The organism is Pseudomonas capeferrum (genome assembly GCF_000731675.1).
Classification (GTDB): Bacteria; Pseudomonadota; Gammaproteobacteria; order Pseudomonadales; family Pseudomonadaceae; genus Aquipseudomonas; species Aquipseudomonas capeferrum.
In genome coordinates this window covers 379,158-396,388 of sequence record NZ_JMIT01000002.1, presented here as the reverse complement: position 1 = coordinate 396,388, position 17,231 = coordinate 379,158, and the positions used below count along the sequence as shown (strand labels likewise).

The window sequence follows — 17,231 nt, the reverse complement described above, 5'->3', positions numbered from 1 at the left end:
AAGGAGCGCACACGTGTTCGATAACAAAATTCTAATGATCACCGGTGGTACCGGCTCTTTCGGCAATACGGTACTCAAGCGTTTTTTAAACACCAGGGTCAAGGAAATCCGCGTCTTCAGCCGTGACGAGAAGAAGCAGGAAGACATGCGTATCGCCCTGGGTAATGACAAGGTGAAGTTCTACATCGGCGACGTGCGCGACTATCAAAGTGTTGCCGAGGCGATGGTCGGGGTCGACTACATCTTCCATGCCGCAGCGCTCAAGCAAGTGCCGTCCTGCGAGTTCTACCCCATGGAAGCGGTCAAGACCAATGTCATCGGCACCGAGAACGTGTTGAACGCGGCCATTGCCAACGGCGTGAAGCGCGTGGTGGTACTCAGTACCGACAAGGCGGTGTACCCGATCAATGCAATGGGCATTTCCAAGGCCATGGCCGAAAAGCTCATGGTCGCCAAGTCGCGGATGATCCCTCAGCAAGGCCCGGTGATTTGTGCGACCCGTTACGGCAACGTGATGGCTTCGCGTGGCTCGGTGATTCCGCTGTTCGTCGACCAGCTCAAGGCCGGTAACGAGTTGACGGTGACCGACCCGAACATGACGCGCTTCCTCATGTCGCTGGAAGACTCCGTCGACCTGGTGCTGCACGCATTCGAAAATGCCGAGCAGGGCGACATCTTCGTGCAGAAAGCGCCAGCGTCGACCGTCGCAGACCTGGCAGAAGCACTCAAGCAGCTGTTCAAGCGGGAAAACCCGGTAAAAGTGATCGGCACCCGCCATGGCGAGAAGCTCTATGAGTCGCTGATTTCCAGAGAAGAGATGGCCAAGGCCGATGACATGGGCCGTTACTACCGTATCCCTGCTGATAACCGCGACCTGAACTACAAGAAGTACTTTGTCGAAGGCGAGCAGCATATCTCCGAGCTGGATGACTACACCTCTCACAATACCGAGCGGCTTGATATCGAGGGCATCAAGGCCCTGCTGCTGAAACTCGACTACATCCAGGAAGAACTCAATGCTTAAGGTCATGACCCTGGTCGGTACTCGGCCCGAACTGATCAAGATGAGCCGCGTCATCGCTGAACTCGATGAGCAGGCTAACCACATCCTGGTGCACTCCGGGCAGAACTACGATTACGAGCTCAACCAGGTGTTCTTCGACGACCTGGGTATTCGCAAGCCGGACCACTTCCTGGGCGCCGTGGGTACGACGGCGGCCGGTACGATCGCCGAAGTGATTGCCAAGTCGGATGAAATCTTCGAGCTGGAAAAGCCCGATGCGCTGCTGCTTTACGGCGATACCAATACCTGCCTGGCGGTGATCGCCGCCAAGCGTCGCAAGATTCCTGTTTTCCATATGGAAGCGGGTAACCGCTGTTTCGATCAGCGCGTGCCGGAGGAGCTCAACCGCAAGGTGCTCGACCACCTCAGCGACATCAACATGGTACTGACCGAGCATGCCCGGCGTTACCTGTTGGATGAAGGTATTCGCCCGGAAACCATCATCAAGACTGGCTCGCACATGCAGGAAGTGCTCGACTACTACCGGCCGCGAATCGATGCCTCGACGGTGCTGGAGCGTGAGGCGCTGGAGGAGGGCAAGTACTTCATCGTCAGCACGCACCGCGAAGAGAACGTCGATACGCCGCAGAACTTGCGCGACCTGCTTGCCTCGTTGCGCGCGCTTGCCGATGCCTATGGCCATCCGATCATCGTCTCGACCCACCCACGCACCCGCAAACGCCTCGAAGACCTGGGCGAGAGCCTCGATCACCCGCTGATCCGCTTCGTCAAACCTTACGGCCTGCTGGACTACATCCGCCTGCAAATGGGTGCGTTGTGCGTGCTCTCCGACAGCGGGACCATTACCGAAGAGGCTTCGCTGCTCAATCTTCCAGCAGTGACCATTCGTAATGCCCATGAGCGGCCCGAAGGCATGGACGAAGGTACGCTGATTATGTGCGGCCTCACGCCGGATCGCGTACTGGATGCCGTTCGCGTGGTGATCAGCCAGCATGACCGCACCCATCGGGTGATGCCGGTTGTGCAGGACTACCTCGGCGGCCCGGTGTCCAAGCAGGTCGTGCGTATCGTCTACAGCTACACGGACTACATCAACCGCACGGTCTGGTCCAAGTAAAGCAACTCGCCAAGGCTGCCCGTCGGTTGATCGCGGGCAGCCCTGCATCTCTGCCGTGCCCAGCACCGGCATGCCCAGGCGTGCCGCCCCCCGCCCCCCGCAATGCCTGCCCCTCTGTTACGCGAGGCCCGGTGGTGCGACCGAGTGGGGCAAAGGCGACTGCCGAAACAGGCCGCATGGAGGATTGAACAGCACATGAACAAGCTGGTGGTTATTGGGGGAAGCGGCTTTGTCGGCCGGCACTTCCTGGATTCATGCAGTGCACTTCGTGACACCGAAGTCGTCTATGCGATTCACCGTACCGAACCTGACTGGTTGCGCGCCGCCAACGTGCGCATCGAACGGTTCGATGTGAATGACCCCGAATCGCTGGCGGTCATCCTGGCGCCTGGTTGTACCGTGATCAACCTGCTCAGGCCAGATGGCAGCGGCTGGTTCGAACCTGCCATCGTCAATGTGCTGAAAGCCTGTGAGCAAGTGCCGGTGAAGCGCTATGTGCATGTATCCAGTATCGATGTCTTCGGCGCTGCCCCGGACCCGGTGGTCGATGCCGCTACCCCGATCCAGCCCCGAACCCCCTACGAGCGCGAGCATGCCGCTGCCGAGACCTTGGTGCGGGCGGTGGCTGCCAGCCGTTTTGAAGTACTGGTGCTGCGCCTGGGTGCGGTGTTTGGCGATGGTGGGTTGAACATCGTGTCGTTCGTGCGTGAAGTTTCCAGTGCCCCGGCCTGGAAGCTGGGCTTGCGCCGGGTGCTGTACGGGCCGCGGCGGATGCACCTGGTCAGTGTCGAAAAGGTGGTGCAGACGTTGGTGTTCGTGGCGCAAGTGCCCGAGATACGTCAAGGCGAGGTGGTGCTGGTGACCGATGATGCGGCGGCCGAGAACAACTTCGGCTACCTGCAGGATGCGCTGCTAAAGGCATTCGGGCGGCCATCGATCAGCTACCTGCCGCATGTGCCCCAGGCCTTGTTAGGGCTGCTGCTACGCCTGCGCAAGGTCAGCAATGCCAACCCCATGCGACGGTTCAGCGAAGCCCGGCTTGCCGAATGGCGGCAGCCCCCGACGGCAGACTTCAAGCAACAACTGCACCGCTACATTGCAGTGCTCAAGGAGTCGGCATGAAGGTACTGCTGGTCAACATTTCACTCGATGCCAAGCTGGGCGGTGGCACGGCCGAGCGTACCCGCCACCTGGCCACCCATCTGGCAAAGGCGGGGAGCGGTTGTGCAGCCATCGCCATGACCGGCAACTCTTGGCAGCGCGAGTTCGATGAGCACGGCGTGCAAAGCTACATCACCGGCCGTATCGGCCAGCACTTTCCCATCCCGTTGCTCAACCCCTGGCGTGCCTGGCGCCTGGTGCGCAATGCCGATGTGCTGCACATCATGGGTTACTGGAACCTGCTGAGCGTGGCCATGGGCCTGCTCGCGCTGTTCGCAAGGCGCCCCTACGTTTTGTGCCCGGCAGGGGAATTCGCTTCGGTGGGGGCGCCATCAACGATCAAGAAAGCCTTCCACTTGAGCGTCGGGCGCTGGCTGATCAAGGGCGCCTCGGGCTTCATCGCGATTACCGACCTGGAGCAGGGCGTGATTGCGCAGGTAGCTGACGTCCCTCAGGCCAGTGTGCCGGTGATCGGCAACGCCGTGGCCGAGCCAGGCGAGCAGCAGCAGCAGGCACCCAGCATCGCTGTTCCAGACGAACCCTTCATTCTGTTCATGGGGCGGCTAGCCCCGGTCAAGGGGCCGGATTATCTGATTCAGGCCTACCTCGATACGCCGGCCGCGCAGCGGTACCCGCTGGTGATGGCCGGGCCGGATTTTGGCATGCAACAAGCTTTGCAGGCACAGGTGAGCGCGTCAGGGTTGGCCGAGCGGATCCACTTCATCGGTTTTCTGAATGAGGCGCAACGCACCCAGGTCTATCGCCAGGCGATGCTGCTGGTCATCCCGTCGCGCTCGGAAGCCATGTCGCTGGTTGCACTGGAGGCAGGCGTGGTCGGGCTGCCGGTACTGCTGACCGACACCTGCGGGTTCAACCAGGTCGAGGATGTACAGGGCGGCATGGTGGTTCCAGCCAGCGCTGACGGCATCGCTTCGGGGCTGCAACGGATGCTGGAAGATGAGGCTGAGCTCAAGGCCAAGGGCGCGCGGCTCAAAGCCTTCATCCTTGGTCATTACACCTGGTCGGCGACGGTTCAGGTCATGCTGCGTCGCTTCACCCAACTGCTGCGCAGTGGGTCGATGAAGGATTGAGGTTGCGCCGTGCCCGTAGCACGGGCTACGTGCACGGCGCCAGCGGCTTCAGGTAGCTGGCTGCTGCAGGTTCGATGCAGACTTGCGGCGCCCGGCCAGCGTCGAGCTGCAGATGAACATGGTGAAGGCATAGGGCATCCAGACGATGGGCCGCTGGTAGATGCTCAGCGCGAACAACGCGAAGAACAGCAACACCCACAACCGGCGCTTGGCATTATGCGTAATGGCCAAGGTCAGGCTTATCATGCTCAGGGCGAACAACAGCGCCCCTATCAGGCCGAAGTCCGTGAGCAATCGCGTGACAACCTGGGACACCCCGCCATACACCACGCTGGAGTCAGCGCCCATGCCGAACAGCAGGGTTTTGGTGTCAGCATCGAAATAGCGCGCCAACAGTTTGTCCATTTCCGGCAGCGACCGGTTATTGAGGTACTGAGTCTGGCGAAGGTGCTGCTCTGGCTGCTGGGCTGCCGGCACTTGCGGCGTTGTCGCAGCATCACCGGCTGACCCGTTGGCGGAGTCGGCGGCGGGTGAAAACAGGAGATCCCCACTCTGAGTTACTGCTTTTTCATCGGGTGCCTGCGCGGCTGCCTGCGCGACGGGTGGCGGCGGTGCGCTGGGCTTGATGATGCCCAGCACCAGCAGGCCGAACAGGCCAAGCACGGCCAAGGGCAGCAACGTGATCGGTGAACGGGCCTGTACCAGGCGGAACAGGAAGCCCAGCGATGCCATGACGATAAAAGCCAGCGAGAACGACAGCACGCCGCCGACGAAGATGATCAGAAACGGGAAGGGCTTGAGGCGGAACCGGTTTCCTGCCAACAGGAAGGCGGCGAGGGTGCCGACCATGCCGGGTTCATCGTACATCGCGCACAGCCGATACAGTTCGCCTCCCCAGGGAAGCGACAGGTTGTTGCCCGACAACAGCAACGCACCCGGGGCATGCAGGTAGTACCCGCCTGCTTCGGCCATTGTCGGGTTGAGCAGGGGCACGCGGTCCAGCGTAATGGGGATGTTGGCGATGGCGCACAGGGATACAACGATGCCGGGGATCAGGCTGATAGCAAAGATCCAGCCAAACCACTGCAGCACCTTGCCGCGTCGCTGGTCGGAAAACACACACAATGCCATCAGCGTTGGGAGTACGAAATACCAGCGTGTGGTGGTGCCGTCGATCTTGGGCAGCATGCTGATATAGACCACGAACAGGCAGATCAGGATGAACCCTGGCAGCTCGCGCCGGCGTGGCCGATCACCGAGCAGGAATGCAACGACGGCCAGGCAACCTGAGAGCAGCCCTGCAACCGCCATATGGCGCAACGAATACCAGAGAAAATACGGGTTCAGCGTCACCCATGCACACAGCGCAAAAAGCGGCGCTACGCATGCATCGAGGGACGGGGTCGCGCTGTAAGTCCTGATAGCTGCTGTCATCGTAGGGGATCTGCCTGATCACACCTGGGCATGCCGCTTGCTGGGTTCAGCAGCGGCATGTGCCTGGTCTGTAATAATGAGGGTTGACCTAACTGTGACAAAAGTTGAGTGAAAGTGTGCGCTACAAAACACGACGTTCGTCGGAATTTTCTTACAACTGCGACAGCGGCTAAGGGGTCGGTATGAGGGATGCCTGACCTGGCCGTGGCGCAGTCACCAGGATGCGTGCCAGATATAACCCTGCGATGAAACCCACCAGTTCGATCAGGAAGAAGAACTGCACGCGAGGGAAGTTGGTTTGCACCACCAGATACGCCAACGCTACGCCTATGGTGGCTTGGGTGAAGATATTGCCGACCAGCTGGCTGGCCAGCCGTTCGGCCAGGGTGCCGACCAGGAACAACAACGCCAGGCCCCCTGCCAACAACGCAAGATTACCGCTGTAGAGCAGGATGGCAATCGGGCCCGGAATGGTCATGAAGGTGAAGTTTTCGAAGGTCTGGTACTGCGCATCCGACATCCGCTGGTAAATTGCCTGGGTGCCGCTTTCCGGGCGCTCGGCGAGGCTGCGGACAAACAGCGGCCAGCCGGTGTCCTCGTGGCTGACGACCGCCAGTACGCCTTCCAGGCCTACCCAACGATCCACCACCAGCTTGCTCAGTTCCATGAGCATGCCTTTCCAGCGTTCGCGCTTGATCTGGGCTGTTTCTTCGGGTGGCATCACAGGCAGCGGTACTGCCTGGGTGGCGATGCGCAACAACGGCATGGCGGGGGCGAGCATGGCCGTGACGGCTTGGGCGGCGTCGGCGGGGACCAGGGTCATGCCGCCGAGCGCGAGGTTCGGTTGAGCGCTGGTTTGGTTGGCGGCGCTGGCCAGTAGCTGGCTGCTGACGGCAACCGGCGCCCCGACCGGCCTGGCCTGGGCGAACGAATGCAGGCGATCGGCGGAAACCAGCAGCAGCGAGGCCACGAACAGCGCTGCGGTGACGGCCAGGATCCTGACCCACTGGACCACGCGTAACGCCGTGACCAGCTCACGGCTGTGGGTAAGGTAGACCACGAACGGAGCCGCAACGTGGAGGATCATTTGCGCCCGGCTACCCATGGAAACCGCCGTTATCGCGCCTTCCAGAATGAGGATGTAGAACAGCACCTCCAGCTTCATCCTGCGTGCCTGCACCAGCCAGTAACCCAGGGTGGCCAGAAGGATCAGGTTGCCCCAGGCGATCATGAACGATACCAGCACATAAACGACGCTGGGCAGCTTGAGGGCGGGTTCGGTGCCTACCTTGAGAATGGCGTACTTAAAGTTGAGTGCCAGCAGCAGGCCAGTCAGCGCCAACGCCAGCCACAGGGCAGGTACCAGCAGTGCCCGGGGCTTGTCGACAGAGATGGCCACCGGGGGCCGCTGGCGTGAGGCGATGGTTTGGCAGACCAGCAGTGTGGCGAAGGTGATGTTCAGCGCCATCAGCGCGGCGTCCCACAGCTGCGGCGAGTCGTCGAAGGCGCCTATCGGTTCGATGAACTGGGTATCCAGGATGAAGTGCAGCACCAGCTTTGCCCAGCAGCCAAGGATCAGAAAGGCCAGCAGGAAGAACGAAAAGAAGCTGGTGCGGTTGTTCAGCACGCTGCGCACCAGCAGCGCCGCCAGCGCGCCATTGAGCAACAGCGGCAGCAGCGAGGCAGGATAATTCAAGGCCGCCGCGACCGTGGCAATGGCCACGACCATCATCGCCGTCGCTTGCAGGTAGCGATTGCCCAGCAAGTGCCCTTGGACAGCTTGAATCATTGACGCACCCCGGTGTTGCTGTTCAGTTGAGTGTTGCGCTGACGCTGCCCTGGCCAAGGTTCAGGCTTTGGATTTAGGCCTGACGATAGTCAATACATAGCTGACCATCTTGCGCGACAGGAGCGAAGAGGGGTCGAGCAGGGCCGCCTTGCCCATGCGCGCCAGGAACAGCGTATAGCGGCCAGAGAAGCCGTGCATGAAGCCAGACAGCATCAGGGCATTGGCCAGCGCCTTGCGCTTCCAGCCCAGGATGGAGGGCGACAGCCCGCGCGTCTGGTACAGACTGTTGATGACCCGAAGCGGCTCGTCGGAGCGTTCGGCGTTGCAAGGGTTGTAAGTGGTCGAGCCGGAATGGATGCGAAAATCTGCAAGCGGTGTCGGCACGCGGGTAAAAGGCCCGTGTTGGCAAAGACGCAGGAAGAAGTCCATGTCGGGGATGTTGCGCAGGCCAGTGTTCCAGCCGCCCACTTGCTCCCATACCGAACGGCGGAACAACGCTCCCGGCCCAGGCAGGCATTGGAAGTTGGCGATCAGCAGGCGCTCTTCATAATCAGGGGTGTGCACGGTGCGTACAGGTTTGGAGTCTTCGTCGATGACGCAGAAGTCCGGGTAGGCCAGCACCGCCTCGGGCGCTTGGGCCATGGCGGCGACAATGGCCTCGACCGCGCCCGGATGCAGCCGATCATCAGCGCTGAGGTAGCCCAGCAGCTCACCGCTGCTCTGTTGCCAGCCAAAGTTCATCGCTGCGCTCTGCCCGGCGTTGGCCTGCCGATAGCGAATGAAATTGCCCGGGTGCTGCTCGAGCAGGGCAGGGGTCTCGTCGCTCGAACCGTCGTCGACGACGATCAGCTCGACATGCGGATAGGTCTGCGCAAGCACACTGTCGATCGCATCCAGCACATAACGCCCAGTATTGTAGGTAGGAATGACGATCGAAACCTTGGGCTGTATGTTACTGGCGACCATGAGAGACCTTTCGACGGTAATAAAGGCGCACGAAACGGCGCAATGAAGTGTAATCCGCAGTGGTGTTCAGATTGAATATCCGCTTGACGCAATAGATTTGCGCCAGTGACTGGCAGACCCCGCCGAGGCTGTATACCACGGCTAAACCGATGATTCCATACAGCCACATCGCCAGTAGCCCGACGGCGATCATGCACGCGCCACTGACTACCGAAATGCGCATGGCGACATGTTGCTTCTGCAGCATCATCAGTACGAATCCGGCAGTGCCTGCGTAGGTCTGCGCCAGTTGCGACATGCCCAATATGGCGAAAATATAGTAAGCATCGGCATAGTCGCTGGACCATACGTGGGTCAGCAAGAACTGGCCGCACGCAATGAACAGCAGATAACCCACCAGGCCGAGCAGCGTCGCAGCACCGGCACCGACCCCCAGCACGCGTTGCAGGTAGCGCTTCTTGCCACGCACCCAGATGCGCCCGATCGACGGTGCTACCACGGTGTTGATCACTGCCAGCGGTATCAGTACCAGCGCCGCCAGGCGCGTGGCCAGGCCATAGATGGCCAGCCCTTCGGCATCGCCAAACCAGGCGATGATCCACAAGTCGGCCTGCGACATCACGAACAGCACCACGGTGGTGGTGAGGTTGGGACGGGTTTCCCGTAGCAGGGTGGCATAACCGATGTCTGTCGCGGGCTTGCTGGCGGCTTGCGCCCGATACCAGCGCCTGAGGCTGTAGGCACCCAGCAGCGCGGTACAACTGGCCCCCACTGCGCCCGCCAGGACCAGCATGTCGAGGTTGAGTTGCAGTTCGCCCCGCCAGGCAAGGATGACGGTCGCCGCACTGGCCACACTAGCCCCGGTGGTGAGGAAGCTGGCCTGTACGAAATGGCCAAGCGCCCGGTGCTGCTCGGACAGGATGGTGGTCATCGCGGCCAGGACCATGCTGATCGAGACCAGGGGGGCAATGGCGTGAAGCAGACGCAGCAAGTCGGCGCCTTCATAGCGCGAAAACACCTGCATGAAGAGGTTGAAGCCGATCGCCAGTGCCAGGGTGGAGAGTACGGCAATCAGCAGTGTACGGCGGATTACCTGCTTCACCTGCCCGCTATCGCGGTGCCCTTGGGCTGCGGAAATACAGGCTGGTGCGGTGATGCTCAAGCCCAGTTGCCCCACGGTGGCGAGGGCAGCGATCAGCGATTGGGCCAGAAAAAACACGCCTACCGAAGCCTGCGGCATGGTCAGCGGAATGATGATGCCGGTCAGGGCTCCCGCCCCAAGAAGCAGAAAACGGCCAAATATAGCGGCAATACTCGCGGCAATCGGGGAGGAGAGCGCGTTGGTGACTTTCCCTTTGGACATGAGTTCTTATTGGCACTTGAATGGGAGCAGGGATTCTGTTTTGTTTTGCAAACCCTGTCCATGGTCTGCAAGCAGCGAGCTTAGGGCACTTTGATATCGATTAGCCGATTTGTAGTTTTCTTTCAGATTCTTTAGGGTCGTGTGCATTGAGTCAGTTTGATGACGCGCAATAGGCTATTGTGTCGTCGTTCAAGGCTGGTTTTTGTCGGAAATTTCATCGCGTGATGCAGATGCCTTCCGTTGTCATGCGATCTATCCGATAGTAATAGCCAATAAACCAAAAAAAGCGATCAGGTGAGAATGAGAGTACTTTTGACTGGCGCGTCCGGCTTTGTGGGCGCAGCGGTGCTGCAGGCGCTCAGTCGCAACGCAAATGTCGAAACCGTCGTACCTTTGCGTTCACCCCTGCGCCATGTGCCTGCCGGGGTCATCACTTACCCCATTGGCGATCTCACAGACGACCAGACAGCCGAATTGCAGGCGCACAAGCCCGAGGTTGTCGTGCATTGCGCATCGCGGGTGCATGTCATGTCGGATACCGCCGTCGACCCGCCGGATCAACGTCAACGGCACCCTGGCGTTAGCCCGTGCGGCGAGTGCTGCTGGTGCCCGACGTTTCGTCTTCGTCAGTTCGATCAAGGTCAATGGCGAGCAGACCGAACCCGGCAAAGCGTACACCGCAGACGACCTGCCACGCCCGGTCGACCCATATGGCGTCTCCAAGCACGAGGCAGAGCAGGGCTTGCTGGCGCTCGGCGCACAGACCGGCATGCAGATCGTCATCATTCGCCCTGTGCTGGTGTATGGCCCGGGCGTGAAGGCCAATTTCCTCAGCATGATGCGCTGGCTCGACCGTAGTGTGCCCTTGCCCTTTGGTGCCATCCACAACCGCCGCAGCCTGGTGGCGCTGGGCAACCTGGTCGACCTGGTGCTGACCTGCATCGACCACCCGGCAGCCGCTGACCAAGTGTTTCTGGTGAGCGACGGCGAAGACCTGTCCACCACCCAACTGCTCGGGCGCATGGCCCAGGCGTTGGGCAAGCCGGCACGTTTGCTGCCGGTGCCGGCCTGGGTGCTGAGCAGCGCTGCCAAAGCGTTGGGCAAGGCCGCGTTGTCGCAGCGCCTGTGTGGCTCATTGCAGGTGGACATCCGCAAGACCCGCGAATTACTCGGTTGGCAACCACCTGTGAGCGTGGATGCGGCACTTCTGGCAACTGCCAGGCACTATCAGGAAAACGACAAGAAATGATGCTTTTGTGGTCTCTTCCCGCTGTACTGGTGCTGTCCTTGTTGATGACCGCAGGCCTGCGCCGCTACGCCTTGGCACGCAGCGTCATCGACGTGCCCAATGCCCGCAGCTCGCATACCGTACCGACGCCCCGTGGCGGTGGTGTCGCCATTGTCCTGACCTTCCTGCTGGCCATCGTCGGGCTCATGCTGACCGGCGCCGAGGGCATCCACTCGCTCGTCGCGCTGGGCGGTGGGGGTGCCCTGATCGCGATCATCGGCTTCATGGATGACCACGGCCACATTGCCGCACGCTGGCGCCTGCTCGGGCATTTCGTCGCCGCAACCTGGATGCTGGCGTGGATGGGCGGGTTGCCACCGCTGACACTGTTCGGCTGGGTGCTGGACCTGGGGTGGCTGGGCGGTGTGCTCGCTGCCGTATACCTGGTCTGGTTGCTCAACCTCTACAATTTCATGGACGGCATCGACGGCATCGCCAGTATCGAGGCCATTACCGTGTGCCTGGGCGCGGCGTCGCTATACTCTCTGACGGGCCTGGGCAGCCATGCCGTTCTGCCCTTGTTGTTGGCCGCTGCTGTCGCCGGGTTCCTGTTCTGGAATTTTCCCCCAGCAAAAATTTTCATGGGCGACGCAGGCAGCGGTTTCCTCGGTATCGTCCTCGGCGGCCTGTCGCTGCAAGCTGCCTGGGTTTCACCGCCGATGCTCTGGTGCTGGCTGATTCTGCTCGGCGTGTTCATTGTCGATGCGACCTACACCCTCGTCAGGCGCTTGTTGCGCGGCGACAAGGTCTATGAGGCTCATCGCAGCCATGCCTATCAGTTTGCTTCCAGGGAATTCGGCAAGCATCTGCCGGTCACACTCGCGGTTGCCGTGCTGAACCTGTGCTGGCTGCTGCCGATCGCGTTCTGTGTTGCAAAGCTTGGCCTGGATGGCGCCGTGGGCGTGGTGCTGGCCTATATCCCATTGATTGTGTTGGCGGTCCGCTTCCACGCAGGCGAATGTGAAGATTGACACTAAGGTAATGTGAGCAACTCGATGTCAGGGAATTTCTGGAAACGTTTCAGAGGAGCGATGGATAAGGTGCGCGCTAAACTGCTTGCTCTACCTCGTAGGCATAAACGCTTGCTGCAGGTGTTAACCGACATCGTGCTGATCTGGGCCGCCCTGTGGCTGGCCTTTGTGGTTCGCCTTGGCATCGATGAGCTGGCCAACCCCATCATCGACCACGGCTGGCTGTTCCTCACCGCACCGGTGGTAGCCATCCCCCTGTTCATCCGCTTTGGCCTGTACCGCGCGGTGATGCGCTACTTCGGCAACGACGCGCTGATTGCCATCATCAAGGCCGTGACCCTGTCGTCGCTGATCCTGGGCTTTATCATCTACTGGGCCAGCAACCATCAGAACGTCGTACCCCGGTCCATCACCTTCAACTACTGGTGGCTGAGCCTGATCATGATCGGCGGGCTGCGCCTGGCCATGCGCCAGTACTTCCTCGGCGACTGGTTTGCAGCCGCCGTGCAGCACGTGCCCTTCGCCAGCCGTGACAACGGCCTGCCCAGGGTTGCCATCTATGGCGCTGGCGGTGCCGGCAACCAGCTGGTCGCCGCCTTGCGCACCGACAAGACATTACGCCCAGTAGCGTTCATCGACGATGACACCAGCATCACCGACCGGGTAATCGCCGGCCTGCAGGTTTACCGCCCCGAACAATTGCAGGAAATGATCGACGCCACCGGCGCCCAGGAAATCCTCCTGGCCATCCCGTCTTCCACCCGCACCCGACGTCGCGAAATCCTCAATTTCCTTGAAGGTTATCCGCTGCACGTGCGCAGTATTCCGAGCTTCGTCGACCTGGCCAGCGGCAAGGTCAAAGTCGACGACATCCAGGAAGTGGACATTGCCGACCTGCTGGGCCGTGACACCGTGCCGGCGCAGGCCGACCTGCTAGAACGCTGCATCGTCGAGCAGACTGTCATGGTCACCGGCGCCGGTGGTTCGATCGGCTCGGAGCTGTGCCGGCAGATTCTCGGCCAGTCGCCGAAAACCCTGCTGCTGTTCGACCACAGCGAGTTCAATCTCTACAGCATCCTCTCCGAGCTGGAGCAGCGCATTGCGCGCGAATCGTTGTCTGTGTGCCTGATCCCGATCCTCGGTTCGGTGCGCAACCAGGCGCAACTGCTCGACATCATGAAGACCTGGCGGGTCGAAACTGTCTACCACGCCGCGGCCTACAAGCACGTGCCGATGGTCGAGCACAATATTGCCGAAGGCTTGCTGAACAACGTCATCGGCACCTTGCACACAGCCCAGGCCGCCTTGCAGGCTGGGGTAGCCAACTTCGTGCTGATCTCCACCGACAAGGCGGTACGCCCGACCAATGTGATGGGCAGCACCAAACGCCTTGCCGAAATGACCCTGCAAGCCCTGAGCCGCGAAGTGGCACCGGTGCTGTTCGGTGATAGCGGCAAAGTCTCGCAGGTCAACAAGACCCGTTTCACCATGGTGCGTTTCGGCAATGTGCTGGGTTCTTCGGGCTCTGTAATCCCGCTGTTCCACAAACAGATCAAGGCCGGCGGCCCACTGACCGTTACCCACCCGAAAATCACCCGCTACTTCATGACCATCCCCGAAGCCGCGCAGCTGGTGATCCAGGCCGGCTCCATGGGCAAGGGCGGTGACGTGTTCGTCCTCGACATGGGCGAGCCGGTGCGGATTGTCGAGCTGGCAGAGAAGATGATTCACCTGTCCGGGTTCAGCGTCCGTTCCGAACGAAACCCGATGGGCGACATCGCCATTCAGTTCACCGGCCTGCGGCCAGGGGAGAAGCTCTACGAGGAGCTGCTGATTGGTGACAACGTGATTGCCACCCGGCATCCAATGATCATGAGTGCCAATGAAGATTTCATGTCGTGGGACGTGCTCAAGGATGCGTTGCGGGAGCTGTTGGCGGCGGTGGCGCATGACGACTTTGTGCGGGTTCGGCAACTGTTGCGGGAGACGGTGATCGGGTATGCGCCGGATGGCGAGATTGTGGACTGGATTTATCAGCAGCGGCGGTTGGAGCCGTGAGGTGAGGGCGGGTGTGCGATTGCCCGTCTGCATTTCGCTTTCGATTAAGTACTGGGTCCGTCGGTGTGATGAAACCTGCCAGCCTAAGTGATAGGCGCTTGCTGGCAGGTTTCGCACATGCCTTAACGCATTGCTTTATTCAGGGTAAAGTCAATGGCAATACATCGCATTTCAATGAGATTGTTTTGTCTTGGTGGTCTTTGTAGAACGCCGCAATAGTCAGTTCGCCAGGCTGGTTAGGGACAGGGAAGCGCGCGCTATCTGACGCGTCGTACCAGCGTATGTCATGACGATTGCCATCAATTAAAAGATAAAAAGCAAAGTTACCGCTGTCACAGATTTTGCCACCCAGTATCAACGAACAGTGCGTAAAAATTTCTCGTTCGGTGCGGTAAGCCGCCACAGAAAGCGTCACACCGGAAGAGACCGGAGGCGAGTGAGTGCCAACGTCCGTGTTCGGCATGTCCGTTTTATCTTCGGCTATTTGTTTGGCGTTAATCTGTGCCAAAGCTTCTTGATAATAGCGTTCGCAGTAGTGGAACGGAGAAGCTCCCCAGCGGTGAAAGGCATCAGCCGTTAGGAATTCGGGCTCGAAGTGCAGGAACTGGCTTTCATTCAGTTCGTTGCTGAGTTGTTCGTACATCCACTCAAGGTCGCGGTTAGCCTTGTCGACTGCCGCAGAAGCGACGGGGAAGCTTGTGTCGCTTTCTTGTTCGAACTTTGATGCCCAAAATACCTTGTTTACGATGACGCGGTCCAGTTTGTTGTGTTTCTTTAGCGCTTCGAAAAGCAGATGCATGCCGCGCAGCCATAGTGATCGATGTTCATCAGAGCCATGCGGGATGAGTCTAAATCCTTGAGTGCTTTTCTCTTCTAGCAGACCGCTTTCAGTGAGCTCGCTTGAGTGGGTGATGATGTGCCCTGTCGGCAACGCTATAAGGTCAAATCTTTCATCAATCAAATCAATTAAGACAATGTGAGCGTTGGCGATTTTATGGTCCGAAGTTATAAGCTCTTTGGAGAAATCGTAGGCCACCATGCGGCGCTGGAAGGCCGAGGGTATCCGATTTAAAGCGGCTGTGTTTTTATAGGGCTCACTGCATAATGAAGCCATCGAGGATCTTGCGAAATAGTCCGTTAACTTAAAGTTACGGCTCTCCTCAAGGTTGAAAATGTCTCTAGATACGCAGCTACCGTAGATCAGTAAGTTCTTGATCACTATTTATGCCAGCCTTTTGTACGGACGCTATGATCAACATTGCATAACAAGCATGGCCATAAGTTCAATAATTCCCCGCAAGAACGAATAGGCAGAGTGTGTGCGCAAGCTGCGCGGACTCCCGAACTGCCAGCACTCCTTGTAGGGGTGAACATAGATGCTCCAGCGAATGCCATGTGAATATAATTGAGAATTCATTATCCATAGCTGGCCGAGGAATGCAACGCGCTCGTCACTACAAAAACGCTGAGCGCTTGGTCGAGCTGAGAAAAAAGGACCTTTGGGTGTCGAAGCGTTCTACAATTCGGCAGGTGCCCACGCTATCCGCAGAGAGTGTCAGAGAGCCATGACAGTGGCAGAGAGCTATGTAGGCCTGGCATGTTGGTATTCGTCATTGCTCAGGGCTTCGCCGGCACCAAACGACGCATGATTGACTCTGCGGCATTGTATGCGGTTGCACCGTGGTCCAGATTGCCGCAGTAGAGTCGGTGTTAATACTAAGTGTGTACTAGGTGTATTGTTAGGTGAATTAAGCGCGCTTGGTAGTATGTCTTAAGGGCCCTCGCCGGTGCCATGAAAGCGTCGAATGCATAGACTTATGCTCTCAGTGGGGTGTAGAGGTCCAGTGCTGATTTTCTCCCCGCCAGATAGGTTTCCTGTTCGCACGTCTTCAGGGACTCGTTGTAAAAAGTATCAAACGCCTCATGAGTGAGTTTAAGGGTTTTATCATCTGTTGCTTCGGCGAGGTGTTTGGCCAGATGGACCGCTCTCTTCTGTCCGTAATCCGGTAACACAGCGGCCTCAATCGAGTAAGAAAAGTATTTTTGCTTGAAAAGTTGCAAGTTTAGATTCTTGGACATCGTTAGAATGGACTGCTCAATCGCTTCATCAACAAAGCTCATGCTGGTGTGCTTTCTGAATTTCATTAATGCGAAAATCGCGGCAATGTGGCCGTTGAAAACGCGAAAGCGCATCCTGCCGTCCTCTTGTATTTCAGTGCCGATGTCTTTTAGGTACTCGATTTCAGTATCTTGTGGGGTGAACACATATTCGTAGAGCCAAAAATCTCCATCGGAATCATAGTTGGAGAGTTGTATGTGTGCGTCTTTTGAGGTCAGGGTTGTTATTAGTCTGAGCGCCTTGTTGAAGTACTTTTCGTCATTGGTGGCTTCGTGCAGCTTGATGTAGCCGTATGCAGTATAGGCATTCATAAAGGCGCCATAAAAAGGCTTTTTCATGGTGGCCCAGTACATGGGGAAATCAAAGTTGTTTCTAATGTAGGTATGGTTCCCAATGGTTTCAGTATAACTGCTTGCCGCTAGGTCGAGATAGTCAATTTGGTCGAGTATAGTTTTAAGGGCGCCATGCGTTTTGCATGAGGTTGCCAGCGCGCACGCATTGATCGCAAATGCAAAAGGGTTAAATGGCTGATGATAGAGATTGACGTACTTTTCGGGCCACGGCCTAAAAAGATCAAGGTGGTGTTTCGGTATCCAGTTGGATTTGTGAGGCCCTGTGCTTAGGGCTTTGTCGAACCAGTCCTGTGTTAGTGTTTCATAATGTATTTTCATGTGCTGTGCTACCTGGCTTCCATGGGGGTAGTTTTTGGTGTTTGCGCTGGTGTAGCAGCAAGCTGCTAGCGCTTATTAGCGTGTTTTATAGGGCGGGCGCTTGCGCACGGTGAAGCGTTTGATCGTTGTATTAGATTGAGCTTCGGTAGTCTCAATAAGCGGAGTGAGTGACACTGATC

At 58.7% G+C, this 17,231-nt stretch carries 12 protein-coding genes and 1 pseudogene; 7 read left to right on the top strand and 6 right to left on the bottom strand.

The genetic code is table 11. The annotated features are described in order from the left end of the window. Window positions 1-13: 13 nt before the first annotated feature. From PC358_RS14295 to PC358_RS14280, 4 genes are all read left to right on the top strand, one after another. Window positions 14-1,024 carry a polysaccharide biosynthesis protein gene (locus tag PC358_RS14295; protein WP_033700690.1) on the top strand — a complete coding sequence of 337 codons (1,011 nt, stop codon included), beginning with the start codon at window positions 14-16 and terminating at the stop codon, window positions 1,022-1,024. After that, a complete protein-coding gene (wecB, locus tag PC358_RS14290) occupies window positions 1,017-2,141 on the top strand; it encodes a non-hydrolyzing UDP-N-acetylglucosamine 2-epimerase (RefSeq protein WP_033700689.1) in 1,125 nt (374 codons plus the stop codon). The genes PC358_RS14295 and wecB overlap by 8 nt, the downstream gene beginning before the upstream one ends. 195 nt (window positions 2,142-2,336) lie before the next feature. Continuing rightward, window positions 2,337-3,263 carry an NAD-dependent epimerase/dehydratase family protein gene (locus tag PC358_RS14285; protein WP_033700687.1) on the top strand — a complete coding sequence of 309 codons (927 nt, stop codon included), beginning with the start codon at window positions 2,337-2,339 and terminating at the stop codon, window positions 3,261-3,263. Next, window positions 3,260-4,393 carry a glycosyltransferase gene (locus tag PC358_RS14280; protein ID WP_033700686.1) on the top strand — a complete coding sequence of 378 codons (1,134 nt, stop codon included), beginning with the start codon at window positions 3,260-3,262 and terminating at the stop codon, window positions 4,391-4,393. Before PC358_RS14285 ends, PC358_RS14280 begins: the two co-directional genes overlap by 4 nt. A 48-nt stretch (window positions 4,394-4,441) precedes the next feature. On the opposite strand, the gene PC358_RS14275 is transcribed toward PC358_RS14280, so the two are convergent. From PC358_RS14275 to PC358_RS14260, 4 genes are all read right to left on the bottom strand, one after another. Further along, window positions 4,442-5,746, bottom strand: coding sequence for a hypothetical protein (locus PC358_RS14275; RefSeq protein ID WP_152604573.1), 1,305 nt, complete (start codon window positions 5,744-5,746; stop codon window positions 4,442-4,444). Between the two features lie 250 nt (window positions 5,747-5,996). Further along, window positions 5,997-7,616 (bottom strand): hypothetical protein, encoded by a 1,620-nt coding sequence (locus tag PC358_RS14270; protein ID WP_033700684.1) that lies wholly within the window; start codon window positions 7,614-7,616, stop codon window positions 5,997-5,999. Window positions 7,617-7,676: 60 nt separating this feature from the next. Further along, a complete protein-coding gene (locus tag PC358_RS14265; protein ID WP_033700682.1) occupies window positions 7,677-8,582 on the bottom strand; it encodes a glycosyltransferase in 906 nt (301 codons plus the stop codon). Continuing rightward, window positions 8,569-9,945, bottom strand: coding sequence for a lipopolysaccharide biosynthesis protein (locus PC358_RS14260; protein ID WP_033700681.1), 1,377 nt, complete (start codon window positions 9,943-9,945; stop codon window positions 8,569-8,571). The genes PC358_RS14265 and PC358_RS14260 overlap by 14 nt, the downstream gene beginning before the upstream one ends. A gap of 300 nt (window positions 9,946-10,245) precedes the next feature. Here PC358_RS14260 and PC358_RS14255 point away from each other — a divergent pair. The 3 genes and pseudogenes from PC358_RS14255 (at window position 10,246) to PC358_RS14245 (ending at window position 14,262) form a co-directional block, all read left to right on the top strand. Further along, window positions 10,246-11,194: pseudogene (locus PC358_RS14255) on the top strand (NAD-dependent epimerase/dehydratase family protein). Beyond that, complete coding sequence (locus PC358_RS14250) at window positions 11,191-12,204, top strand: MraY family glycosyltransferase (RefSeq protein ID WP_033700680.1); 1,014 nt, start codon at window positions 11,191-11,193, stop codon at window positions 12,202-12,204. The pseudogene PC358_RS14255 and the gene PC358_RS14250 overlap by 4 nt, the downstream one beginning before the upstream one ends. 60 nt (window positions 12,205-12,264) lie before the next feature. After that, entirely contained in the window at window positions 12,265-14,262 is a 1,998-nt protein-coding gene (locus tag PC358_RS14245; RefSeq protein ID WP_033700679.1) for a polysaccharide biosynthesis protein, read from the top strand. Window positions 14,263-14,401: 139 nt separating this feature from the next. Here PC358_RS14245 and PC358_RS14240 read toward each other — a convergent pair whose 3' ends face one another. After that, window positions 14,402-15,481 carry a DUF6270 domain-containing protein gene (locus PC358_RS14240; protein ID WP_033700678.1) on the bottom strand — a complete coding sequence of 360 codons (1,080 nt, stop codon included), beginning with the start codon at window positions 15,479-15,481 and terminating at the stop codon, window positions 14,402-14,404. Window positions 15,482-16,077: 596 nt separating this feature from the next. Beyond that, window positions 16,078-17,052 (bottom strand): hypothetical protein, encoded by a 975-nt coding sequence (locus PC358_RS14235; RefSeq protein ID WP_033700677.1) that lies wholly within the window; start codon window positions 17,050-17,052, stop codon window positions 16,078-16,080. Window positions 17,053-17,231: the final 179 nt, after the last annotated feature.